The sequence below is a fragment of the Planotetraspora silvatica genome, from assembly GCF_016863315.1.
Lineage (GTDB): Bacteria > Actinomycetota > Actinomycetes > Streptosporangiales > Streptosporangiaceae > Planotetraspora > Planotetraspora silvatica.
On sequence record NZ_BOOQ01000026.1, the window covers coordinates 123,190 to 144,705 of the forward strand.

Sequence of the window (21,516 nt, forward strand, 5' to 3'; positions counted from 1 at the left end):
CGTTCACCCTAGAGCGCGTCGTCGACCGCTACGCCGTCGTGGATCACGGACTTGAAGGCCTTCGCGACGGCGGCGGGATCATCGTGGCCCCAGACGTTGCGTCCGACGGTGAGTCCGACGGCACCCGCCTTGAGTGATTCGTTCGCGGTGGTGAGCGCTTCGTGGAGGCTCGACGTGCGCAGGCCGCCGGCGACGACGATCGGCCGGGGGGACGAGTCGACGATCTCCGCGAAACTGTCGATGGAACCGGTGTAGGCGATCTTGATGACGTCGGCGCCGCACTCGATGCCGCAGCGGGCGGCCCATGCGATGTCCTCGGCGTCGGTGACGATCTCGGGCCCGTTCACGTAGGAACGCGGGTAGATGTGGGCGATCACCGGCAGTTCGAGTTTCTCGGCGGCGGCCACGGTGCGATCGAGGTAACGGAGGTAGGTGCCCTCGTTCGGCCCGCGCACGCCGATCGCGAGGGCGATGGCGTCCGCGCCGAGCCGCAACGCGTCCTCGGGTGTCGCGAGCACCTCCATCACCCTGTCGTCCGGGGTGAAGCAGCCCGCCTGCACGATGAGGGGGAGCGTGCCGGCGTACGGCATCCAGATCGCCCTGGCCGAGCCCGCGAACATCGTGATGGCGTCGGGTGCCACGTCCACGAGTGTCTTGACCATGCTCGGGAGGTCGCGCAGACCGTCCTGCATGGTGCGCGGATACCCCACGAAGTGGTCGACCGCGACGGAGAAGAACCGTCCGCTGGGGTTGGAGAAGATCCTGTTCAGGCGTACGGCCGTGCCGAGACCCGGCATGGGGCAGGTTCCTTTCGTTTCGCTCCACCTGCGGGCGCAGCTGGACGAGGTATTCCTAACACTCAAAAGAAAGTAAAAGCAAGTATTGTGTTTGCGTTACGTTGGGATTAAGGTCCCTTCAACCGAAGTGCGGGTGTGCAAAGCAAGTAAACGAAAGACCAGCACTGTCGATCTCTTGTCTGTTGGGGTCTCACGGGGAAGGCTGCCGGCGGGCATCGGGAGCATGAGAAGGAGCGCACCTTGATCACAGCAACCGCCCGGCGCCTCCGAAGGGAGGTCGCCCTGGTGGCGATCTCCGCCACCGTGGCACTGGGGACGACCGGATGCGGCGGATCGTCCGGATCCAACGACGACACCCCGGGCCAGATCACCCTCACCGTGCAGGACTACTACACCCAGCCCAGTTCGGGCGTGTACGACGCGATCTTCAAGCAGTACGAGCAGACCCACCCGAACATCAAGATCAAACACGTCGAGCTGCCCGGCCCGACCTACCTCACGCAGGTCCTGCAGCAGGCGCAGTCGAACACGCTGCCTGACGTGCTGATGCTCGACAACCCGACCCTTCCGCAGGTCGCGGACACGGGCGTGCTCCAGCCGCTCAGCGACATCGGGAACATCGATCTCTCGCAGTTCATCGACTCCGCCAAGCAGATGATCACCTACAAGGGCGCCGTGTACGCGGTCCCGATCGTGACGACGACGGTGGCGCTGTTCTACAACAAGGCGACCTTCTCGAAGGCCGGGCTGCAGCCTCCCCGCACCTGGCAGGAGCTCCTGACGACCGCGAAGCGGCTTTCCGGCGGAGGGAACTACGGCATCGGCGTCACGGCCGACACGAGCGACGGCGGCGACGCGCCATGGCAGTTCCTCCCGTTCGCCTGGAGCAACGGCGGGTCGCTGGCGGATGCGTCGTCACCGGAGATGAAGGAAGCCCTCCAACTGTGGGTCGACCTCGTGAACGAGGGCGCCATGTCCAAGTCGGTCGTCAACTGGGGCGCCCAGGATCTCGTCGATCAGTTCTCGGCCGGCAAGCTGCCGATGATGGTCAACGGCGCTTGGAACTTCCCGGCCCTCGACGCCGTCGGCGGCCTCGACTACGGCGTGGTGCCCCTGCCGGTCAAGGACTCGAGCCACAAGGCGAGCGGTGCGTTCGGCGGCGAGGTCTGGTCGATCCCGAAGTCGACCCCGTCCGACCGGCAGAAAGCCGCACTCGACCTCCTGGCCTACCTCTCGAACGCGGACAACTCCGTGAACATCGCTGTGAAGTCCTACGCGGTGCCGCTCGTGCAGTCGGGCATTCCGAAGGCGGTCCAGCAGATCGGGCCGAACCTGCAGCCCTTCGTGGACGAGCTGGAGAACGGACGCCAGCGCACCGAGAGCGTGGGCGCCCACCTGCCCCAGGCGGCGCGCATCCTGACGAATGCCATCCAGTCGGCGCTCACCGGGACGAGAACGGTCGACGACGCGCTGAACGACGCCGCGCAGCAGATCAAGCCGCTCCTCATCAGTCAGTGACGACCGGCGGCCGGAGGGGCGTCCTCTCCGGCCACCGCCACCCGAAAGGCAACCATGTCCACCGCGACCGAAGTCGTGACCCGTCGCTCCGCCGAGTCGACCGGTCGTGCGCCACGGCGTCCCGTGGCGCGCAGGAGACTGGTCTCTGCCGCGTTCGTCGCCCCGCTCGTCGTGTTCCTCCTGGTCTTCTTCGCGTATCCGCTCGGGCTCGGCATCGCGATGAGTCTGCAGGACTTCGACGTGGCCGCGCTCGTGCGCGGCTTCGGTGACTTCGTCGGCCTCGCGAACTACGTCGACGTCCTCAAATCCCCGGTGACGCAGGCCGCCGTCGTCCGTACCGTGATCTTCACGGTGTTGTCCGTGGTGTTCTCCGTGGGGATCGGGCTCGCCATCGCGCTCTACTTCAATCGCCGGTTCCCGCTCAGCCGCTTCCTGCGGGCGCTGATCCTGCTGCCCTGGCTCCTGCCGACCATCGCGAGCGGCACGCTCTTCAAGATCATGTTCGCGGACGACGGCCTCGTCAACAAGGTCCTCGCCACCCTCGGGATCATTCAGCAGCCGGTCCCGTGGCTCACGGACCCGACGGCCGCCATGGCCGCGCTCATCCTCGTGAACATCTGGGCGGGGATCTCCTTCCCCGCCGTCGCGTTCTACACCGGACTGCAGGACATTCCGCGCGACCTGTACAACGCGGCGGCCGTCGACGGCGCGGGACGCTGGCGGGTGTTCCGCAGCATCACGTTCCCGCTGCTGCGGCCGGTCACGATGATCGTCCTCGTCTACGGAATCATCTACACGCTCAAGGTCTTCGACATCGTCTACGTGATGACCGGCGGCGGGCCCGCGGACGGCACGCAGCTCCTGTCGACCTGGGCCTACACCGAGTCCTTCACCAACTACAGCTTCGGCGGCGGCGCCGCCGTGAGCAACATCCTGCTGGCGTTCAGCCTGGTCGCCGCCTCGTTCTACATCTGGCTGCAGAGGAGGTCGGCTCGTGTCTGAGACACGGGAAACCCGCCGCGCCGCGTCCCTTCCGCGGCAGCTCGCCTGGACCGCCGGCGCCGTACTCATCATCGCCGCGCTGGTGTTCCCGGTGTACTGGATGGCCGTGCTCGCCTTCGACGACAGTAGGTCGATCCTCGCCGACACCCCGGTGTTCTGGCCGCGGCAGCCCTCGCTCGACAACTTCACGCACGCCTGGGACCTCGTCGCGGGGAACATCCTGATCAGCACGATCGTCGCGCTGTCGGTGACCGTCATCACGCTCGTCATCGCGGTTCCGGCGTCGTACTATCTCGCGCAGTTCCGGTTCCGCTGGACGGCGGTCATCATGCTCGGGCTGCTCGTGGCGCAGATGATCCCGGGCATCGCGCTCGGGCTGAGCTTCTACACGATGTTCGCGCAGGCACACCTGCTGAACTCGTACGTGGGGCTCATCCTCGCCGACACCACCTACGGCATCCCCTTCGCGGTGGTGCTCCTGCGCGCGTTCATGGAGTCGGTCCCCGCGGACACGCTCGCCGCCGCCCGCATCGACGGATCAGGTGAGTGGCGCGTGTTCATCAGGATCGCGGTGCCGCTCGCAACGCCGGGGATCATCACCGCGGCGCTGTTCGCCTTCCTCTTCGCGTGGGGCGACTTCCTGTTCGCCGTCACGCTCAACGGCACGGGTGCGGTTCAGCCCGTGACCGTCGGACTGTACAAGTTCGTCGGGACCTACGGCTCCGACTGGGGTGGCATCATGGCCTCGGTCGTGCTCGCGATCATCCCGGCGAGCGTCTTCCTCATCCTCGCCCAGCGCTGGCTCACCGTCGGCGTTCGCACGGGCGGCATGACCGGGTGACGGTCTCCGTCATCATCAGTGAAAGGAACCCCTCTTGTCGGAACGTCCGATGGATCGCCCGATCCGCGTCACGGTCTGGAACGAATTCATTCACGAGCGTCGCGACGAATCCGTGCGCGCGATCTATCCCCGGGGTATGCACGCGGTGATCGGCGACGCCCTGGTGCGCGAGTTGGGTGAGCGCGTCACGGTACGGCATGCGACGCTCGACATGCCCGAGCACGGCCTGACCGACGAGGTGCTCGAGGCGACCGACGTGCTCACCTGGTGGGGGCACTGGGCCCACCAGGACGTCTCCGACGAGATCGTCGCCAAGGTCGTCGACCGGGTGCGCCGCGGCATGGGCCTGGTGGTCCTGCACTCCGCGCACTTCTCGAAGGTGTTCCGCACGTTGATGGGCACGAGCTGCAGGCTTCGCTGGCGAGGGGGCGAGGACCGTGAGCTGGTCTGGACCGTGAACCCGGCGCATCCGATCGCGCGGGACGTCCCCGTCCCCATCGTGATCCCCGAGCAGGAGATGTACGGCGAGTTCTTCGACATCCCCGCGCCCGACGAACTCGTCTTCGTGAGCTCGTTCAGCGGTGGTGAGGTGTTCAGGAGCGGCTGCTGCTTCTACCGGGGGCACGGGAAGATCTTCTACTTCAGCCCTGGTGACCAGGAGTACCCCGTGTACCACCATCCCGCGGTCGGCCGTGTGCTCGCGAACGGGGTGGAGTGGACGGCGCCGGCGGCCGGCGTCCTCGGCAGCGAGTACGCGCCGGAGCTGTGCGAGACCGGTTGGTACGACGAGGAGATCGCGAAGCAGGGCGCCGCCCAGGCCGAAGCGCTCGCCGCAGAGGCGAAGGCGGGTGTGCGATGAGCGGCGGGACCCTTCGCGTCGGCGTCGTGGGGCTCGGCTGGGCCGGTGTCACCCATGCGGACGCCTACGCGCTCCTTCCCGGGGTCGAGGTGCACGCCCTCGCGGGCCAGGAGCCGGAGCAACTGGCGGCGGTCGGTGAGCGGCTCGCGGTCCCGCACCGCTACACCGACTGGGAGGACCTGGTCGCACGCGACGATCTCGACATCGTGAGCATCGCGGCCCCCAACTGGTTGCACGACCAGGTGGCGGTCGCCGCGCTGGAGGCGGGCAAACACGTGCTGTGCGAGAAGCCGCTCGCGCTCGACGCCGCGCGTGCGCGGCGGATGGTGGACGCCGCCGTCGCCGCGGATCGTGTGCTCTGGACGGTGTTCAACTACCGGGAGCGCGGCGACGTCCGTACGCTCCGGCGTTTCGTCGACGAGGGCGGCCTCGGGCGGATCTACCACGTCAAGGCTTCCTGGTCACGGCGGCGGCACCCGATCGGCGACACGTGGTTCACCCGCAGGGACCGGTCGGGCGGCGGACCTCTGATCGACATCGGGGTGCACATGCTCGACCTCGTCCTCTACCTGATGGACGAGCAGGTCGTGACCCGCGCGTCGGGGTTCACGCACGCCGAGCTGGTGCCGGCCTCGATCGCGGCGGCCGGCGGCGACTCGGCGGGCTACGAGGTCGAGGATCTCGGCGGCGGCATGTTGCGGACTCGGTCGGGCGCGAGCGTCTACCTCGAGGCCAGCTGGGCGTTGCACGCGCCGATCCCCGACAACGAGATGGCGTTGACCCTGCACGGGACGGAGGGAGCCGCGACCCTCGTGATCAAGGATTACGCGCCGGTCGGGACCCTCCAGTTCTCGACGGACGTGGCGGGGAGGCCTGCGGAGACCTTCCCCGTCGTCCCGCTCGGCGGCGGCCACGCGGACGTCGTCGCGAAGTTCGTCGCGGCGGTCCGGTCGGGCGAATGGGGGGAGCATCGCGGGATCGAGGGGCTCCGGCGATCGATCGTCATCGACGCGCTCTACCGGTCCGCGGAAAAGGACGAGGAAGTCGACGTCGCGTACGAACGCGACGCGTAATCGAAGGGGAACTCATGGTTGCGCCTGGTAACGAGGGCGCGAGCGGAGGCGGTGAGGCGGCGAAGCTCCTCTCGCCGGACCGCCGCAGCCAGATGCTCGCCCTCATCACGCGTGAGGGGAGCGTGCAGGTCGACGAGCTGAGCGAGATCTTCGGAGTCTCGAAGGTGACGGTCCGCGGCGATCTCGACTGGCTCGCGAGCCGTCAACTGGTCACGCGCGCCCGGGGCGGAGCAGTCGCGATGAACGCACACGCGCTCGCCACGGGGTTCTCCGAGCGCGCGGCGCTGAACTCGGACGAGAAGCGGCGCATCGCCCGGGCCGCGTACGAGACACTCGGCTCGAACGAGACGATCATCCTGGATGCGGGCACCACCGTTTTCGAGCTCAGCAGAATCCTCGGCCAGTCGAGCGGGCTCACGGTCGTGACGCCCGCTCTCAACGTGGCCGCGCAGGTCACCAACTATGCGGACATCGAGCTCATGGTGGTCGGCGGCCGGTTCGACTCGCAGACGATGGGATCGATCGGGTCGATCGCGGAACGGGATGTGGCCGAACTGCCGGCACACCGGGCCTTCGTCGGCGCTCACGCCATCGACTCCGACTTCGACGTCGTCGACGTCTCGGTCGAGGTCGCACGCCTCAAGCGGGCCATCGCAAGCTCGGCTCGCGAGGTCGTGCTTCTCGCCGACTCCAGCAAGTGGGGCAGGAGCGGGCTCGCGAAGGTGGTGCGGCTGACCGAAGTGAGCATGGTGATCACCGACTCCGGGATCGACGACCGGATCCGAGGCGAGATGGAGGATCTGGGGGTCAAGGTTGTCATCGCCTGAGACCCCGATCCGCATCGGGATCGTCGGCACGGGATTCATCGCGCGTGCCCACGCCGAGGCCTACCGCCGGGTGCGGGACCTGGGGACGGGGCGGCCAGTCGAGCTCGCGTCTGTGGCTTCGCGGCGGCTGGACAACGCCCGGTCCTTCGCGGACAGGCATGGGATCCGGGACGCGATGGACGACTGGCGCGGCCTCGTCGGGGCCGACGTGGATCTGGTGGACGTGTGCACGCCGAACGATTCGCACGTGGAGATCGCCGGCGCCGCGATCGACGCCGGCCACGACGTCGTATGCGAGAAACCGCTTGGACGCGACGCGACGGAGGCGCGCGGGCTGGCGGACCGCGTCGAGGCGAGCACAAGGCGGCTGTTCTGCGTGTTCAACTATCGTTTCGTGCCCGCAGTCGCGTTGATCGCGGAGCTCGTCCGCTCGGGTGAGTTCGGGGACCTGCACGGGTTCCGCTTCGACTACTCGCAGGACTGGGGGCTCGGCGAGGGAACAGGGTGGAAGTTCGACGGTGTGGCCGCCGGATCCGGTTCTGTCGGCGACCTCGGCTCGCACGCCTTCGACCTCCTGCGTGCGCTCGTCGGGCCGATCGACTGGATCTCCGCCAGGACGACGACCGTCGCCCCCGGCCGTTCCGTGGACGACGCGTTCGTCTCGCTCGTCACCACGGTCGGCGGGGTGAGCGGGACCGTGTCGTCGTCCCGCGTGGTCCCCGGCGCCAAGAACCGTCTCGCCCTCGAGATCACCGGAACCCGCGGTGCGGTCTCGTGGAACCTCGAGCGCCTCAACGAGATCACGGTCGTCCGGGAGACTCCGGGCGGCTTCGAGCGGACGACACGGCTCGTGACACGGTCCGCCGATCCGTCGATCGATCGCTGGTGGCCCGAAGGGCACGTCCTCGGCTGGGAGGCGGCGATGTTCGGCAACCTCGCGGCGGTGATCGAAACGCTTTCCGGGCGCGCCGACTGGTGGGCGCTTCCCCCGGCGGATCACCGTGACGGGCTCGCCGCGGCGCTGGCGGTCGATGCGACGCTGGCCTCGGCGGCGGATGCGACGGCCGGCGCCGCCACCGTGGCGCCGGTGGGCGGCGAGTCGTAGCGGCAGGGCCGTGTCGTCCTGATCGGCGTGGCCCTTCACGAACATGATCGGAGCCCCCGGGGAGCGTTCACGCCCCCCGGGGAAAGTCCTTGGGCCTCAGAGGAGGCCGCGGCGGGTGAGGAGGGGGGTGATCTCCGGGTCTCGGCCGCGGAAGTTCCGGAAGGCCGTGAGCGCGTCGACGCTGCCGCCCTTCGACAACAACTCCCGCCGGAACTTGTCGCCGTTCTCGCGCCGGAGGCCGCCGTTCTCCTGGAACCACTCCACCGTGTCGGCGTCGAGCACCTCGCTCCAGATGTAGGAGTAGTAGCCGGCGCTGTAGCCGCTCGCCCAGATGTGAGCGAAATACGTGCTCCGATAACGGGGAGGCACGGCCGCGAGGTCCACTCCGGCCCGCTTCAGCGCGTCCGCCTCGAACCGCTCCGCCTCGCCGCCGGTGTAGGCCGTGTGCCAGGCCCAGTCGAGCAGGGTGGCGGCCAGGTACTCCACGGTCGCGAACCCCTGGTTGAACTTCTGCGCCTCCAGCATGCGGTCCACGAGTTCCTGCGGCATGGGCTCGCCGGTCTCGTAGTGCTTCGCGTAGTTCGCCAGGATCTCCGGATCGGTCGCCCACATCTCGTTGACCTGTGACGGGTACTCCACGAAGTCTCGCGGCACGGCCGTACCCGAGAAGCGCGGGAACCTGACGTCGGAGAACAGGGCGTGCAGCGCGTGCCCGAACTCATGGAACATCGTGTTGACCTCGTCGAACGTCATCAGGGTCGGCTCGCCCTTGACGATGTTGAGGTTGTTGACCACGACGGGCCCGGTGCCCAGGAGGGCCGACTGCTTGACCAGGCTGTTCATCCACGCGCCGCCCCGCTTGGAGGCCCTGGCGTGGAAGTCCCCGAGGAAGAGGCCGAGCGGTGTGCCGTCCTCGTTGAAGACTTCGAAGACCCGGACGTCGGGGTGGTATCCGTGCAGATCGGACCGCTCGGTGAAGGTGATGCCGTACAGCCGGGTCGCGGCGTGGAAGACGCCCTTCTCCAGGACGGTGTTCAGCTCGAAATACGGCCGCATGCGGGCGCTGTCGATGTCGTAGCGCGCCTTTCGCACCTTCTCGGCGTAGAAGGGCCAGTCCCACGGCTGCACGGCGTGTCCGGCGATCTCCTCGAGGTCGGACTGCTCCTTGCGGGCGTTCGAGACGGCCGGGGGGACGAGCCTGTCGAGCATGTCCGTGACGGCCTGGGTGGTCTTGGCCGTCTGGTCGGCCAGGACGTACTCCGCGTGGTTCGCGTATCCGAGCAGGCCCGCCCGCTCCTGCCGCAGCGCGGCGATCTCGGTGATCAGCTCGGCGTTGGCGGCGCCGCGTCCGGTGGACGCCTCGTGGATCCGCTGCCGCAGCGACCGGTCGGTCAGCTCCGTGAGGTACGGCTGGCTGGTCGGCAACACGAGTGTCACCAGGTACTCGCCGTCGAGGCCGCGCTCCTTCGCGGTCTCCTGGAGCCCCTGCACCGCGTCGGCCGACAGCCCGTCGAGTTCCGAGACGTCGTCGACGACCACGGCCCGCGCGTTGGTGTCGGAGAGGAGGTTCTGCTGGAACGTCGTCGCCAGCGTGGAGAGCCGTTCGTTGAGCAGCCTGAGGCGCTCCTGGTCCTCCTGGTCGAGTACGGCTCCCGCCCGCGTGAAGTCCGTGAGATACCGGTCGAGCAGCCAGCGCTGCTCCTCGTCGGCCGCCTCGACCGCCTGGATGCGGGCGAAGAGCTTCGCGTTGAGGTGGACGGCGTCGGCGTGCTTGGACAGCCGGGGCGTGATGTCCTTCTGGATCTCCTGGACGCCCGGAGTCGCGTCGGAGGACACCTGGTTGAAGAAGACCGTGGAGACGCGGTCCAGGAGCTCTCCGGACCTTTCCAGGGCCTCGATGGTGTTCGCGAACGTCGGCGGCTCCGGATCGTCCGCGATCGCCGTCACCTCCGCGAGATGCTCGGCCATGCCCTGCTCGAACGCCGGCGCGTAGTGCTCCTCCCTGATCTCCTGGAACGGAGGCAACCGGTAGGGGAGCGGGCTGGTGCTCAGGAAGGGATTCGCATCCGGCGTCATCGGTGACGGCTCCTCACAGGCTGCTGACGTGTGGTTCCACCCTCGCATAAGTCAAGCTCACGCTGTGATCGCGGGACGCGCGAGAATCGTTTTGGTGGTGGGTCCCAAGCTGGGCTATTCTTTCGGAGTCGCAAGCGGCCCCTGTGGTTCGCGAGCAGATGGGGTATGGGGTAATTGGCAGCCCGGCTGATTCTGGTTCAGCTAGTCTAGGTTCGAGTCCTGGTACCCCAGCTGGATCCCCCCATGGGATTCTGCTGGATAAGATGCAGTGCGAAGGTCCCGTCGTCTAGTGGCCCAGGACGCCGCCCTCTCAAGGCGGTAGCGGCGGTTCGAATCCGCTCGGGACTACTCACTGCGTAAGGCTCCGTCGTCTAGTGGCCTAGGACGCCGCCCTCTCAAGGCGGTAGCGCCGGTTCGAATCCGGTCGGGGCTACAAACTCGGGTAGGACCCTCGGACGCTCCCGTCCGGGGGTTTTTTGCCGTTTTCCGGCATTTCGCCCGCCCAGGCGCCCACCCACTGCACACAGCCCGCTGCGTTCGCCCGCCGCCTCTGCCCACTGCGCTGCCCGCCGGCCGCCGCGTCCGCTTCCACCGCTCTTCACAGCCTTCCGGGCTTTCCGACACCCGCCGGCATTGACTGGACAGCACCGCTATCCAATAATTGGACAGCGAAGCTATCCAATGGAGGTGTCCGTGTTCACGTTGCTGATGGACGGCCGGGAGGACCAGGTCGAGAGTCTGACCGTTCCGCACGGCGAAGCGATCTTCGGGTGGGTGCGCAAGCCGCACGGCTGGTGCCGCGACGACGCGTGCATCCCCGCCTTCCGCGCGGCCGAGGTAGAGACGCCGGAGGGTGTCGACCTCGCCGGCTTCGCCGGGCTGCTGGGCCGGATCGCGGTGGTCGATCCCGTCGAGCGGCTGATCGCGGTGGGCGACGCCCAGAGGCTCGGCCCGGACGAGGCGCCGGATTTCACACTCGACGGCTTCTCCCTCCGGGAGGCGCGAGGCAGCAAGATCGCGCTCGTCTTCTGGGCCTCCTGGTGCGGTTGCCGCTACGACCTGGGCGCGTGGGACGAGCTCCACGAGGAGCTCTCGCCGAGCGGGCTCACCGTCGTCGGCGTCTCCCTCGATCGTGATCCCAAGGACGCCAGGCCGTGGATCGAGGGCCTGGAGCACCCGTCGCTGATCGACGCCGAGGGCTCGGTGGCGGAGCTCTACAACGTCGTCAACGTGCCGACCGTCGTATGGATCGACGAGGAGGGTCGGATCGCCCGGCCGCAGGACACCATGACCGCGACGGACACGTTCCGTGAGATGAACGGCCTGTCCTCCGAAGACGCCAAGAACGCCCTCCGGAGGTGGGTCCTCGACGGGGAGTCCGGCCTGACGCCGGAGGCCGTACGGGAGCACCTGCGGATCCCGACGGAGGAGGAGCGCCGTGCCCGGTTGCACGCGAGGCTCGCCGCGTGGCTGTTCCGCCATGGCCGTACGGCTCCCGCACAGGGGCACGCCCGCACGGCGGCGGAGCTCGCGCCGCACGATGTGGCCGTCAGGCGGAGCCTCATGCCGCTGAACGGGCTCGACCCCTTCGGCGACGAGTACTTCAGGCTCAGGGACGAACTGGAGGCCAGGGGCGTGGCCATCTACCGACCGCTGCCGGACTGGTCAGGGGGAGGAACTGCCGCGGAGGTGCGCGGCTGAGGGGAACCCGCGGCTTTCGATTGCGTTCGGCGGCACCTGGGTTCCAAACTTAGACCCATGACGACGACCGCCAACTCGCGAACGCATTCCTGGCTTCCCCCGACCCCGGCCACCGGGGAGCTCAGTGGGCTGGACTTTCTCCGCGCCCTGATCGACGGAGAGATCGCGCCCCCGCCGATCGCCGGAACGCTCGGCTTCACCCTCGTTCACGTGGAGCCGGGCAAGGCGATCTTCGAAGGGGAGACCGGCGAGCACCTGTACAACCCGCTGGGCTCGATCCACGGCGGCTATTACGCCACCCTGCTCGACTCGGCCCTCGGCTGTGCGGTGATGACCCGGTTACCGGTCGGCCGGGCCTACACCACCACCCAGTTGGGGGTCCACATGATCCGGCCGGCGTTCGCCCACACCGGAGTCCTCCGCTGTGAGGCGAACACCGTGCACGTCGGAAGGACGACCGCCACCGCGGAGGCGCGGCTCGTGGGCGCGAGCGACGGCAAGCTCTACGCCCACGGCACGACGGCCTGCGCTATTTTCCCGACCGCGCCTTGAACAGGGCCCGCTTGGCGGCCTTGCCCACCTGCTGGTCCGGGTGGGCGTCGCCCACGGCCTCCAGCAGCTCCTCCAGATGCGGGTGAGGGACCTTCCAGATCACGTCGAGCAGGCCGATGATCGTCTGCGCCGTCCCGATGTCGTGGAGGCTGCTCACGAACTCGGTGCGGCCGAGACCCGCTGAGATCGTCCACATGTCGAGGATCAGCCAGTGCGTGTCCGCCTGGGTGGGCTCGAGGGCGTCCTCGGCGTCGAGTTGGGCGAGGTGGGTCGCGGCGTACGGCCGGAGCGAGGCCTCCTCGAGCGCCTCGCGCCAGGCCGGCACGGCGACCTCGCCGAGGGAACCCACCAGGCTGGCCGCCTGGACCCGGATGAGGGCGTCGGCCTCGTCCTCCGCGGCGGCGGCCAGCAGCTCGGAGGCCGCGCGACCCGGATCCCGAAGCGCCATCCAGGCGGCGAACTCGGCGTCGGCCTCCTCCTCCGGCAGGTCGGCGCTGAACGACAGCAGATCGAGGGCCGTCATCGCGTCGATAGCCGGACGGGCGTCCACCTCGATGTCCGCCTCGTCGATCATGTGGACGACGCCTTCGGTGCCGAGCGGCGTCAGTGTGACATCGCTCTCCTCGACGGTGACCATTCCGTAGCCCGTGAGCCAGGCGATGACGGGGGCGAGCGGGTCGCCGGCGGCGGCCCACGCGTCCGTGCCGAGATCGTCGTACTCGGCCGTGGCCTCGGCCAGCTCGTCCCGCAGTTCGTCGAGAGAGCGGCTGCCGCCGTTGAGCAGGACTCTGATCAGCAGTGCCCGGGTGAGCCCGGAAAGCGCCAGCGTCAGGTCGTCGTCGTCGAGTTCGGGGTCGCCGTAGTCGATCGAGTGCAGGCCGAGCATCCAGACGTCCAGGGCGTCCTCGTCGTCCTCGAACGGCCAGGCGGCGGTGTCGGAGTCGACGCTCACGGTGTCTTCGCCGTCGGGAGCGATGAACTCCAGATCGATGGCGAGGTTCCAGATGTTCCAGAGGGACTGCGGCTCGGACAGGCCGAGCGCCTTGACGGCGTCGGCGACCTCCTCGTCGCTGAGCAGGGTCTCCTCGCCGACCTTGCGGCCCGTGCCGACCCACAGCGCCAGATCGCGCGCCTGGGCGACGAGCCGGACCTGGCGGGCGGCTCCGGCCAGCTCGGAGTCGGGCCGCAGCCGGATGGTGGGGAGGTCGGAGATCTCGTCGGCGAAGGGCTCGAAGTCGCCGAGGCTCTCGTCCTCGTCGAGCTCGTCCTCCTCCTCGTCCCAGTCGCGCTCGGAGAGTGCGTCCTCCATCGCGTCGACGAAGTCGTCCTCGAGTTCGTCGAGCTCCTCGATCAGGCCCTCCAGCGGGTCCGAGCCGGCCGACAGGTGGCCGGTCGAGGACAGGAAGGTCAGGTATGCCCGGAGGGCCGGCACCATGCCGTCCGCGGCGGCGTCGGGATCCTCGACGGCCTGCGGCATCCGCTCCAGAAGCAGGTTGCGCAGATCCTGTCGTTTCCACAGCCCTGCGTCGCCCTTGACGTCCAGGCGATGCCACAGCGCGGCCGGGCCCACGAGGTCAGGGTCACTGCCCGGTGCGTTGGCCGGCGCCCAGAGGATGAATTCTTGGAGCAGGGGACGCAGTTCAGCGGCGGCTGCCTCGATGCGATCTGTCACCCCGCCAGCCTAGGGCCAACAGCCGCAGCTCTCTAATCAGTTGGCCCGCCGCATCGCCTCGGTGATCCTCTCGGCCGCGGCCAGGACGGGGGCGGCGTGCATGCGGCCGGGCGTGCGGGTGAGGCGCTCGATCGGGCCCGACACCGAGACGGCCGCGATGACCTTGCCGCCGGCGCCGCGGATGGGGGCGGATACGCTGGCCACGCCTTGTTCGCGCTCGCCGACGCTGTGGGCCCAGCCCCTCCTGCGTACGCTCGCGAGGGTGGCGGCGGTGAACTTGGCCCCACGCAGCCCCCGGTGCAGCCGGTCGGGCTCCTCCCAGGCGAGGAGGATCTGCGCCGCGGATCCGGCGGTCATCGGCAGCGCCGACCCGACGGGAACCGTGTCGCGCAGGCCGCTGGCCCGCTCCGCCGCGGCGACGCAGACGCGCTCGTCTCCCTGGCGGCGGTAGAGCTGCGCGCTCTCCCCGGTGAGGTCGCGGAGGTGGATGAGGACGGGCCCGGCGACGGCGAGCAGCCGGTCCTCTCCCGCCGCGGTGGACAACTCCGACAACCGGGGTCCCAGAACGAATCGTCCCTGCGTGTCGCGGGAGACGATGCGATGGTGCTCCAGCGCCACCGCGAGCCGGTGTGCCGTGGGTCTGGCAAGCCCGGTCGCCTGGACCAGCTGGGCGAGGGAAGCGGGGCCCGCCTCCAGGGCGTTGAGTACGAGAACCGCCTTGTCGAGTACTCCGACCCCGCTAGAGTTGTCCATACCCCGATACTGCCGTCTCGGTATCCGAGATGCAAACCCAATACGGGAACACAGCGGGTACAGTGTCCATATCCCGATATTTCCGTCTCATCATCAGAGATGCCGGGGTAGAGCGCAAGGAGGCGTCACAATCATGGGCCGCACACTGGCTGAAAAAGTCTGGGAGAAGCATGTCGTCCGCCGTGCAGAAGGCGAGCCCGACGTGCTCTACATCGACCTGCACCTCATCCACGAGGTGACCAGCCCGCAGGCCTTCGACGGCCTGCGTCTCAGCGGCCGGACCGTGCGCCGTCCCGACCTCACGATCGCCACGGAGGACCACAACGTCCCGACCGTGCTCGGTCCCATCGCCGACCTGGTGTCGCGCACCCAGGTCGAGACCCTGCGCAAGAACACCGCCGAGTTCGGCATCCGGCTCCACCCCATGGGGGACGCGGGCCAGGGCGTCGTGCACATCATCGGCCCCCAGTTCGGTCTCACGCAGCCCGGCATGACGGTCGTCTGCGGTGACTCCCACACCTCCACGCACGGCGCCTTCGGGGCGCTGGCCTTCGGCATCGGCACCTCCGAGGTGGAGCACGTGCTGGCCACCCAGACCCTGCCCGCCTACCGGCCCAAGACGATGGCGATCGAGGTCGCCGGCGAGTTGCCGGTCGGCGTGACGGCCAAGGACCTGATCCTCGCCATCATCGCCCAGATCGGCACGGGCGGCGGCCAGGGCTACATCGTGGAGTACCGCGGGGAGGCCGTGCGCAAGCTCTCCATGGAGGGCCGGATGACGGTCTGCAACATGTCGATCGAGGCCGGGGCCCGGGCCGGGATGATCGCGCCCGACGAGACGACGTTCGAGTACCTCCGCGGCCGGCCCCACGCCCCCACGGGGACGGCGTGGGACGAGGCCGTCGAGTACTGGAAGAGCCTGCGCACCGACGACGACGCCGAGTTCGACAAGGTCGTGCACATCGACGCCTCGACGCTGACGCCCTTCGTCACGTGGGGGACCAACCCCGGCCAGGGCGCGCCGATCGGCTCCGCCGTACCCTCGCCTGAGGACTTCACCGACCCGGTCCAGCGGTCCGCCGCGGAGCGTGCGCTGGAGTACATGGGGCTGGCCGCCGGCACGCCGCTCCGGGACGTCGAGGTGGACACGGTCTTCGTCGGGTCCTGCACCAACGGCCGGATCGAGGACCTTCGCGCCGCGGCCGACATCCTGCGCGGCCGTACGGTCGTGACCCGCACGCTGATCGTCCCCGGGTCGATGCAGGTCAAGAAGGCCGCCGAGGAGGAGGGCCTGCACGAGGTGTTCAAGGCCGCCGGCGCCGAGTGGCGCGAGGCGGGCTGCTCGATGTGTCTCGGAATGAACCCCGACACGCTCCAGCCGGGGGAGCGCAGCGCCTCGACCTCCAACCGCAACTTCGAGGGCCGCCAGGGCAAGGGCGGCCGGACCCACCTGGTGTCGCCGCAGGTCGCCGCCGCGACCGCCGTCACCGGCAGGCTCACCGCCCCCGCCGACCTCTGACCCGGCCCGTTCCTAGGAGAGAACACTCATGGACGCGTTCACCACTCACACCGGCCGGGCCGTGCCGCTGCGCCGTAGCAACGTCGACACCGACCAGATCATCCCGGCCGTCTGGCTCAAGCAGGTCAGCCGTACCGGCTTCGAGAACGGCCTGTTCTCCGCCTGGCGCGAGGACCCGGCCTTCGTCCTGAACAATCCGGTCTACGAGGGCGCCTCGATCCTCGTCTCCGGCCCCGACTTCGGCACCGGATCCTCGCGCGAGCATGCGGTCTGGGCGCTTCAGCAGTACGGCTTCCGCGTCGTCATCTCCGCGAGGTTCGGCGACATCTTCCGGAACAACTCCACGAAGATGGGCCTGCTGCCGGTCGTGCTCCCCGACGACGTCGTCGAGCGCATCCAGGCCGCCGTCGAGGCGGACCCGGCCGCCGAACTGACCGTCGACCTCGTCGAGCGGCAGGTACGGCTCGGCGATCTGGTGTCGGAGTTCGAGATCGACGACTACACGCGGTGGCGCCTGATGGAGGGCCTGGACGACATCGGGCTCACTCTGCGTCACGCGGACGACATCGCGAAGTACGAGAACGGCCGCCAGCAGTGGCTGCCGACGACCGTCTGAACGATCTTCAGAGCGTATATTGCCTGCTGGCACGGCGACTGCGTGATGCGCGGCGCCGTGCCGGCGCGCTAGCCTTACCACAGGAGAAGCGGTGCGCCCGACTCGACGGGGCTCGCCATCTGTGACGTGGCATATCGGGACATAACCCATGCGGCTCGCCCGGCCGGACGCCTTCATCGCCTGTCTGGACGGCGCATTCGACACGCCGAGCAGGCGAAACATGCCCCCCGGTGATTGAGTCCCGCGCCCTCGTCCCCTAATTTCAAGCGCGTAAGGGGGAGGAACCAATGAACAAAAAAGAACTCGTCGACGCGATCATCGATCGCGTAGGTGACCGGAAGACGGCCACAGAGGCCGTCAACGCGGTACTCGACGCGATCCAGCAGGCCGTCGCAAGTGGTGACAAGGTTTCGATCACCGGCTTCGGTGCCTTTGAGATGGTGCACAAGCCCGCCCGTACGGCGCGCAACCCTTCGACCGGCGACCCGATCAAGGTTGCGGAGAGCTGGGCGCCGAAGTTCCGCCCGGGCGCCGACTTCCGCGACCAGGTCAACGCCGGGGGCAAGGCGTCCTCGAAGAGGAAGTAACCAGCGGAACCATCATCAGAGCCATGAAACGGCGTCCGGCAACCCCGGGCGCCGTTTCCGCTTATCCGGGGCCGGTGTTCCTGGGGCCGTCTCCCGCGGGCTCAGGCCGTATCGGGGCCGGTCTCGGGGAGCGGGAACGTGGAGAGCGTCACGTAGGTGATCCGCTCGCCGGTCATGACGATGTTGACCCGCTGCCCGGACCGCAGGTGCCGCAGCGGCCCGGCGTCGAACGCGGCGGCGTCGAACGGGATCTCCGTCCCGTCGTCGAGCAAAACCGATCCCGAGCGGGTCTCACCGTCGAAGGTCTTCACTGTGGCCTGCACATGATCAGACTACTCACGATGACCCGCCTGCCGGCACGGCTCAGCCGTACATCAGGGGGCTTCGTCCCCATCGGGCGCGGACGGGGACACGCTGTATGACGCGAGCCCCCGGACGATGATGTCGAGGCCCAGCTCGAACCGGTAGTCGTTGGTCTCGCCCACCATCAGGTCGGCCAGGGCGACCAGGTTCGGGAACCGGTCGGGCGGCAGCGAGGCGAAGTAGTTCTCCGTCTCCGTGCTGATCGTCTGCCAGGAGGCCTCTCCCATGCGCTCCCGCCACATGTTCTCCTCGAGGGTGAAGCCCTCCATGTACGTCGAGAGCAGATCGCCGGCGATCGCCATCACCTTGTCGGGGAGCCCGCCGGCCTTGAGGATGGCGAACAGCTTCTCGATGTGCGGGAGCAACTCCCCCGTGAAGGGGACGTGCCCCATCGAGATCCGGGCCATGTCGCGGTGGCGCAGCAGGCGCTCACGGCCGGATCGCGCGAAGTCCTTGATCTGCTCCTGCCACGTCTCGGGATCGGGATCGGGCAGATCGACGCCCTCGAACATCCGGTTGTACATCAGCCGGAGCAACTCGTCCTTGTCGTCGACGTGGACGTACAGCGCCGACACGGCGACGCCGAGCTTGGCCGCGACCTGGCGCATGCTCAGCTTGTCGAAGCCGTCCCTGTCGAGGACGACGAACGCGGCGTCGACGATCCGCTCCCTGGTGAGAGGAATCCTGGCCGGAGCCTGGCGCTTCCGCGGACGCTCCCACGGCGGTGTGGGCACGTCGTCCTGCTGGCTCATGAGGTCCTCCTCCCGCTGTCGCGCCCATCGTAGGGAACGGTGCTCGGTGCGGGCGAACAGCGCTTCTTTTTGAGATATATCTTGTCTCTCCTCAAGTTGAGATATATCGTGAGAACGCTGAACTTGTCACTGAGCACTGTTCAATAGTAGAACAGTGCTCGGTACATTGTGAACAGTGTTCTTTCGGCTTTCAGGAGGAGTGATGGTCAATCCCGCCGATGTGACGGCGTCCGCGGCGCCGGCCGGTGAGGCCGTGCCGTACAGGTGGCGCTGGGCGGCTCTGTTCGTGATCCTCGCCGCGGAGGTCATGGACCTGCTTGACGCCATGGTCACCAACATCGCCGCGCCCACCATGCGCGCCGATCTCGGAGGAACCCCCGCGACGATCCAGTGGCTGGGCGCCGCGTACACGCTCTCGATGGCCGTGGGCCTGATCACCGGCGGCAGGCTGGGTGACATCTTCGGGCGCAAGCGGATGTTCCTGATCGGCGCCGTGGGGTTCACCCTCGGGTCGCTGGCCTGCGCCGTCGCGCAGTCACCCGAGATGCTGATCGGCGCCCGCGTCATGCAGGGCCTGTTCGGCGCGGTGATGCTTCCCCAGGGCCTGGGGATGATCAAGGAGATGTTCCCGCCGAAGGAGATGCAGGCCGCCTTCGGCATGTTCGGCCCGGTCATGGGGCTTTCCGCCGTGGGCGGTCCGATCCTGGCCGGCTGGCTCGTCGAGGCCGACTACTTCGGCACCGGCTGGCGCATGATCTTCCTCATCAACCTGCCCCTCGGCGCCGCCGCGCTGCTCGCCGGCATGCGCTACCTGCCCGAGTCGAGGTCGCCGCACCCGCTCAGGCTCGACATTCCCGGGATCATCCTCGCCTCGCTGGGCGGATTCCTGGTGATCTACCCCCTGGTTCAGGGGCGTGAGAGCGACTGGCCCGCCTGGACGTTCGTCATGCTCGGGGCGGCGGTCGTCGTCTTCGCGGCGTTCGGCTGGTTCGAGTCGCGCAAGAGCCGCCAGGGCGGTGACCCGCTGATCGTGCCGAGCCTGTTCCGCAAGCGTGCCTTCACGGGCGGCCTTCTCACGGGCACGGTGTTCTTCTCCGGCATGGCCGGCTTCATGCTGGTCTTCAACCTGTACACCCAGATCGGACTCGGCTACTCCACGCTGAAGGCCGGACTGACGATGGTGCCCTGGTCCGCCGGCATGATCGTCGGATTCGGGCTCGCCCAGGCCGTAAAGAGGTTCGGGCGCAAGGTGCTGCACGGCGGCACCTTGATCATGACCGTCGGTGTGATCGCCGTGCTGTTCACCGTGAGCTCCGGTGGGCTCGAGGTCACGCCGTGGCAACTCGTGCCGGCTCTGATCGTCAGCGGTGTGGGAATGGGCCTGCTGATGGCGCCGTTCTTCGACATCGTCCTGGCGGGTGTCGAGCAGCACGAGACCGGATCGGCGTCCGGCACGCTCACCGCCGTCCAGCAGTTGGGGAACGCCTTCGGTGTGGCGCTGCTCGGCACGGTCTTCTTCGATCTGCTGGGCTCCGTTCCGAGCGGCGCGACCTTCGACCACGCGATGAAGGTCACCCTCTGGGTGGTGGCCGGAATGCTGATCGTCACCTACGCAGTGGCCTTCCTCCTCCCCAAACAAGCCAGAGAGGAGCCCCCCGCCTGATCCCCCCTTCAACCCTTCGCCGTGATCATGCACACATTCGGATTCATGCGGGTCCACCTGGGAAAACCTCGCCCGTGATCATGCACAGGTTCGCGTGCGGCGCCTCCGACTTGCTGATTCCCCATTTGTGATCATGCGCAGATTCGCGGGGGCGTGGGCCTGCCTGGGAAGCCGTCGAGCGTGATCATGCGGAGCGAGCCTCCCGTGATCACGCTCGCGGCTTTGTCCACCCAGGTGCCGTACGGGTCCCCGCAGGTTGTGGGCGCGATCCGCCGGATGCGTGCATGATCACGGTCGAGGTTTCGGCTGGTCAACCTCATTGATCACGAATCTGTGCATGATCACGGGGAGGGTCGCAGCAGGTCGGGAGGGCCGCACGCGAACCTGTGCATGATCACGGGCGAGGGTTTCCCAGGTGGGGCCGCAGAAGCCCGAACGCGTGCATGATCACACCAAAGGGTTCGGCTGGTGGGGTGCCATGATCACGAACCTGTGCATGATCACGGGCGGAGGATGTGGGGGGTGATTTTGGTGGTGGCGGGGCCTAGGCCTAGGGCTTGGGCTTGTCTGAGGTCCTCGATCGTGTCGACGTCCCGCCGGACCGAGGGGATCCCCTCCAGCGTCAGCTCCTTCGCTCCGCCCGACAGATGCCTGGCCCTCGACTCGCCCCCGAACCTCGGCTGGAACGCGACCCCGGGCCGTACACCGTAGAAGGTGGTCCCCACCTCGGTGGCGTCCGGGACGAAGGACTCGTCGAAGTCGAGCGCCGCCGCCAGCACTCGTTCCAGCTCCTGCGGGCGTAACGCCGGCAAGTCCGCCTGGAGGGCTCCCACGGCGTCGCCGGGCGCGAGCCGCACCGCCTCCGCCGCGCCCACCCGCAACGCGGCGTTGAGCCCCGTGTCCGGGTCGTCCACCACATGCGCGCCGAGCGCGGCGAGCCGTTCCGCCGGCACCGGGTCCGCGGTCACCACCACGACGCGGGCCACGAGAGCGCAGGTCAGAGCCGCCGACACCGTGTCGCTCGCGACGGCCACGGCCAGGTCGGCCCGGTACGGCCCGGCCGCACCCGCCAGCCGCGTCTTGGCCCGGATGAGAGTCTTGACCGGCACCACGATGGACCATCGAGGGAGCTGCATAACCTTAAGCATCCCGCCTCGACATTCCGGCGGCGCAGCCGGGAGACTTGAGCCGCGCGCGCGTGACCTGGAGGCCAGGTGGCGGGGCGCAGCGATGCGACACA

The 21,516-nt window shown here is 68.3% G+C and carries 20 protein-coding genes and 3 tRNA genes; 16 read left to right on the forward strand and 7 right to left on the reverse strand.

Annotation, left to right across the window (positions count from 1 at the left end):
* Nucleotides 1-8: 8 nt before the first annotated feature.
* Nucleotides 9-797: a class I fructose-bisphosphate aldolase gene (locus Psi02_RS19795; RefSeq protein WP_203976227.1), complete on the reverse strand. Its 789-nt coding sequence runs from the start codon at nt 795-797 to the stop codon at nt 9-11.
* Nucleotides 798-1,037: 240 nt separating this feature from the next.
* On the opposite strand from Psi02_RS19795, the gene Psi02_RS19800 reads away from it, so the two are divergent.
* From Psi02_RS19800 to Psi02_RS19830, 7 genes are read left to right on the forward strand one after another with little or no spacing between them, the layout of a single operon-like run.
* Nucleotides 1,038-2,315 carry an ABC transporter substrate-binding protein gene (locus tag Psi02_RS19800; RefSeq protein WP_203976229.1) on the forward strand — a complete coding sequence of 426 codons (1,278 nt, stop codon included), beginning with the start codon at nt 1,038-1,040 and terminating at the stop codon, nt 2,313-2,315.
* Between the two features lie 54 nt (nt 2,316-2,369).
* Nucleotides 2,370-3,317 carry a carbohydrate ABC transporter permease gene (locus Psi02_RS19805; RefSeq protein WP_203976230.1) on the forward strand — a complete coding sequence of 316 codons (948 nt, stop codon included), beginning with the start codon at nt 2,370-2,372 and terminating at the stop codon, nt 3,315-3,317.
* On the forward strand, nt 3,310-4,158 hold the full coding sequence (locus Psi02_RS19810; protein ID WP_203976232.1) for a carbohydrate ABC transporter permease: 849 nt from the start codon (nt 3,310-3,312) through the stop codon (nt 4,156-4,158). Before Psi02_RS19805 ends, Psi02_RS19810 begins: the two co-directional genes overlap by 8 nt.
* Before the next feature lie 49 nt (nt 4,159-4,207).
* Nucleotides 4,208-5,017, forward strand: a complete 810-nt coding sequence (locus Psi02_RS19815; RefSeq protein WP_203976234.1) for a ThuA domain-containing protein — start codon at nt 4,208-4,210, stop codon at nt 5,015-5,017.
* Complete coding sequence (locus tag Psi02_RS19820; RefSeq protein ID WP_203976236.1) at nt 5,014-6,090, forward strand: Gfo/Idh/MocA family protein; 1,077 nt, start codon at nt 5,014-5,016, stop codon at nt 6,088-6,090. Before Psi02_RS19815 ends, Psi02_RS19820 begins: the two co-directional genes overlap by 4 nt.
* A 14-nt stretch (nt 6,091-6,104) precedes the next feature.
* A complete protein-coding gene (locus tag Psi02_RS19825) occupies nt 6,105-6,917 on the forward strand; it encodes a DeoR/GlpR family DNA-binding transcription regulator (protein ID WP_203976237.1) in 813 nt (270 codons plus the stop codon).
* On the forward strand, nt 6,904-8,022 hold the full coding sequence (locus Psi02_RS19830; protein WP_203976239.1) for a Gfo/Idh/MocA family protein: 1,119 nt from the start codon (nt 6,904-6,906) through the stop codon (nt 8,020-8,022). Before Psi02_RS19825 ends, Psi02_RS19830 begins: the two co-directional genes overlap by 14 nt.
* Nucleotides 8,023-8,118: 96 nt before the next feature.
* Here the strand turns inward: Psi02_RS19830 and Psi02_RS19835 are convergent, their stop codons facing one another.
* Nucleotides 8,119-10,098 (reverse strand): M3 family metallopeptidase, encoded by a 1,980-nt coding sequence (locus Psi02_RS19835; RefSeq protein WP_203976241.1) that lies wholly within the window; start codon nt 10,096-10,098, stop codon nt 8,119-8,121.
* Nucleotides 10,099-10,257: 159 nt separating this feature from the next.
* Between Psi02_RS19835 and Psi02_RS19840 the strand changes: the two genes are divergently transcribed.
* The 5 genes from Psi02_RS19840 (at nt 10,258) to Psi02_RS19860 (ending at nt 12,351) form a co-directional block, all read left to right on the forward strand.
* Nucleotides 10,258-10,329 (forward strand) — tRNA-Gln (locus tag Psi02_RS19840).
* Nucleotides 10,330-10,373: 44 nt separating this feature from the next.
* A tRNA-Glu gene (locus tag Psi02_RS19845) sits at nt 10,374-10,446 on the forward strand.
* Between the two features lie 12 nt (nt 10,447-10,458).
* Nucleotides 10,459-10,531: transfer RNA gene (locus Psi02_RS19850), tRNA-Glu, on the forward strand.
* Nucleotides 10,532-10,791: 260 nt separating this feature from the next.
* Entirely contained in the window at nt 10,792-11,799 is a 1,008-nt protein-coding gene (locus Psi02_RS19855; protein ID WP_203976243.1) for a TlpA disulfide reductase family protein, read from the forward strand.
* Between the two features lie 57 nt (nt 11,800-11,856).
* Nucleotides 11,857-12,351, forward strand: coding sequence for a PaaI family thioesterase (locus Psi02_RS19860; RefSeq protein ID WP_203976245.1), 495 nt, complete (start codon nt 11,857-11,859; stop codon nt 12,349-12,351).
* Here the strand turns inward: Psi02_RS19860 and Psi02_RS19865 are convergent.
* Together Psi02_RS19865 and Psi02_RS19870 are read right to left on the reverse strand one after the other, a co-directional pair.
* Entirely contained in the window at nt 12,329-14,023 is a 1,695-nt protein-coding gene (locus Psi02_RS19865; protein ID WP_203976247.1) for a hypothetical protein, read from the reverse strand. The two genes, Psi02_RS19860 and Psi02_RS19865, sit on opposite strands and share 23 nt — an antisense overlap.
* Nucleotides 14,024-14,059: 36 nt before the next feature.
* Entirely contained in the window at nt 14,060-14,776 is a 717-nt protein-coding gene (locus Psi02_RS19870) for an IclR family transcriptional regulator (RefSeq protein WP_203955612.1), read from the reverse strand.
* 133 nt (nt 14,777-14,909) lie between these two features.
* On the opposite strand from Psi02_RS19870, the gene leuC reads away from it, so the two are divergent.
* The 3 genes from leuC to Psi02_RS19885 all read left to right on the forward strand — a co-directional run bounded on the left by leuC (nt 14,910) and on the right by Psi02_RS19885 (nt 17,498).
* Nucleotides 14,910-16,295: a 3-isopropylmalate dehydratase large subunit gene (gene leuC / locus Psi02_RS19875; RefSeq protein WP_203976248.1), complete on the forward strand. Its 1,386-nt coding sequence runs from the start codon at nt 14,910-14,912 to the stop codon at nt 16,293-16,295.
* A gap of 28 nt (nt 16,296-16,323) precedes the next feature.
* Nucleotides 16,324-16,911 carry a 3-isopropylmalate dehydratase small subunit gene (gene leuD, locus Psi02_RS19880; RefSeq protein WP_203976249.1) on the forward strand — a complete coding sequence of 196 codons (588 nt, stop codon included), beginning with the start codon at nt 16,324-16,326 and terminating at the stop codon, nt 16,909-16,911.
* Between the two features lie 287 nt (nt 16,912-17,198).
* Nucleotides 17,199-17,498, forward strand: a complete 300-nt coding sequence (locus tag Psi02_RS19885; protein WP_203955609.1) for an HU family DNA-binding protein — start codon at nt 17,199-17,201, stop codon at nt 17,496-17,498.
* Nucleotides 17,499-17,599: 101 nt separating this feature from the next.
* Here the strand turns inward: Psi02_RS19885 and Psi02_RS19890 are convergent, their stop codons facing one another.
* Nucleotides 17,600-17,821 carry a cold-shock protein gene (locus tag Psi02_RS19890; protein ID WP_203976250.1) on the reverse strand — a complete coding sequence of 74 codons (222 nt, stop codon included), beginning with the start codon at nt 17,819-17,821 and terminating at the stop codon, nt 17,600-17,602.
* Nucleotides 17,822-17,872: 51 nt separating this feature from the next.
* Nucleotides 17,873-18,613, reverse strand: coding sequence for a TetR/AcrR family transcriptional regulator (locus Psi02_RS19895; RefSeq protein ID WP_203976251.1), 741 nt, complete (start codon nt 18,611-18,613; stop codon nt 17,873-17,875).
* A gap of 202 nt (nt 18,614-18,815) precedes the next feature.
* Here Psi02_RS19895 and Psi02_RS19900 point away from each other — a divergent pair, with 202 nt between their 5' ends.
* Nucleotides 18,816-20,276 carry an MFS transporter gene (locus tag Psi02_RS19900; RefSeq protein ID WP_203976252.1) on the forward strand — a complete coding sequence of 487 codons (1,461 nt, stop codon included), beginning with the start codon at nt 18,816-18,818 and terminating at the stop codon, nt 20,274-20,276.
* 500 nt (nt 20,277-20,776) lie between these two features.
* On the opposite strand, the gene cofC is transcribed toward Psi02_RS19900, so the two are convergent.
* On the reverse strand, nt 20,777-21,412 hold the full coding sequence (cofC, locus tag Psi02_RS19905) for a 2-phospho-L-lactate guanylyltransferase (protein WP_239095008.1): 636 nt from the start codon (nt 21,410-21,412) through the stop codon (nt 20,777-20,779).
* Between the last annotated feature and the right edge of the window lie 104 nt (nt 21,413-21,516).

What these genes read in the sequence shown, in the direction of transcription:
- Psi02_RS19795 (WP_203976227.1), bottom strand. Translation starts at nt 797, where the DNA reads ATGCCGGGTCTCGGCACGGCCGTACGCCTGAACAGGATCTTCTCCAAC.
- Psi02_RS19805 (WP_203976230.1), top strand. Translation starts at nt 2,370, where the DNA reads ATGTCCACCGCGACCGAAGTCGTGACCCGTCGCTCCGCCGAGTCGACC.
- Psi02_RS19815 (WP_203976234.1), top strand. Translation starts at nt 4,208, where the DNA reads ATGGATCGCCCGATCCGCGTCACGGTCTGGAACGAATTCATTCACGAG.
- Psi02_RS19820 (WP_203976236.1), top strand. Translation starts at nt 5,014, where the DNA reads ATGAGCGGCGGGACCCTTCGCGTCGGCGTCGTGGGGCTCGGCTGGGCC.
- Psi02_RS19825 (WP_203976237.1), top strand. Translation starts at nt 6,105, where the DNA reads ATGGTTGCGCCTGGTAACGAGGGCGCGAGCGGAGGCGGTGAGGCGGCG.
- Psi02_RS19835 (WP_203976241.1), bottom strand. Translation starts at nt 10,098, where the DNA reads ATGACGCCGGATGCGAATCCCTTCCTGAGCACCAGCCCGCTCCCCTAC.
- Psi02_RS19860 (WP_203976245.1), top strand. Translation starts at nt 11,857, where the DNA reads ATGACGACGACCGCCAACTCGCGAACGCATTCCTGGCTTCCCCCGACC.
- Psi02_RS19870 (WP_203955612.1), bottom strand. Translation starts at nt 14,776, where the DNA reads ATGGACAACTCTAGCGGGGTCGGAGTACTCGACAAGGCGGTTCTCGTA.
- leuC (WP_203976248.1), top strand. Translation starts at nt 14,910, where the DNA reads ATGGGCCGCACACTGGCTGAAAAAGTCTGGGAGAAGCATGTCGTCCGC.
- leuD (WP_203976249.1), top strand. Translation starts at nt 16,324, where the DNA reads ATGGACGCGTTCACCACTCACACCGGCCGGGCCGTGCCGCTGCGCCGT.
- Psi02_RS19885 (WP_203955609.1), top strand. Translation starts at nt 17,199, where the DNA reads ATGAACAAAAAAGAACTCGTCGACGCGATCATCGATCGCGTAGGTGAC.
- Psi02_RS19895 (WP_203976251.1), bottom strand. Translation starts at nt 18,613, where the DNA reads ATGAGCCAGCAGGACGACGTGCCCACACCGCCGTGGGAGCGTCCGCGG.
- Psi02_RS19900 (WP_203976252.1), top strand. Translation starts at nt 18,816, where the DNA reads ATGGTCAATCCCGCCGATGTGACGGCGTCCGCGGCGCCGGCCGGTGAG.
- cofC (WP_239095008.1), bottom strand. Translation starts at nt 21,412, where the DNA reads ATGCAGCTCCCTCGATGGTCCATCGTGGTGCCGGTCAAGACTCTCATC.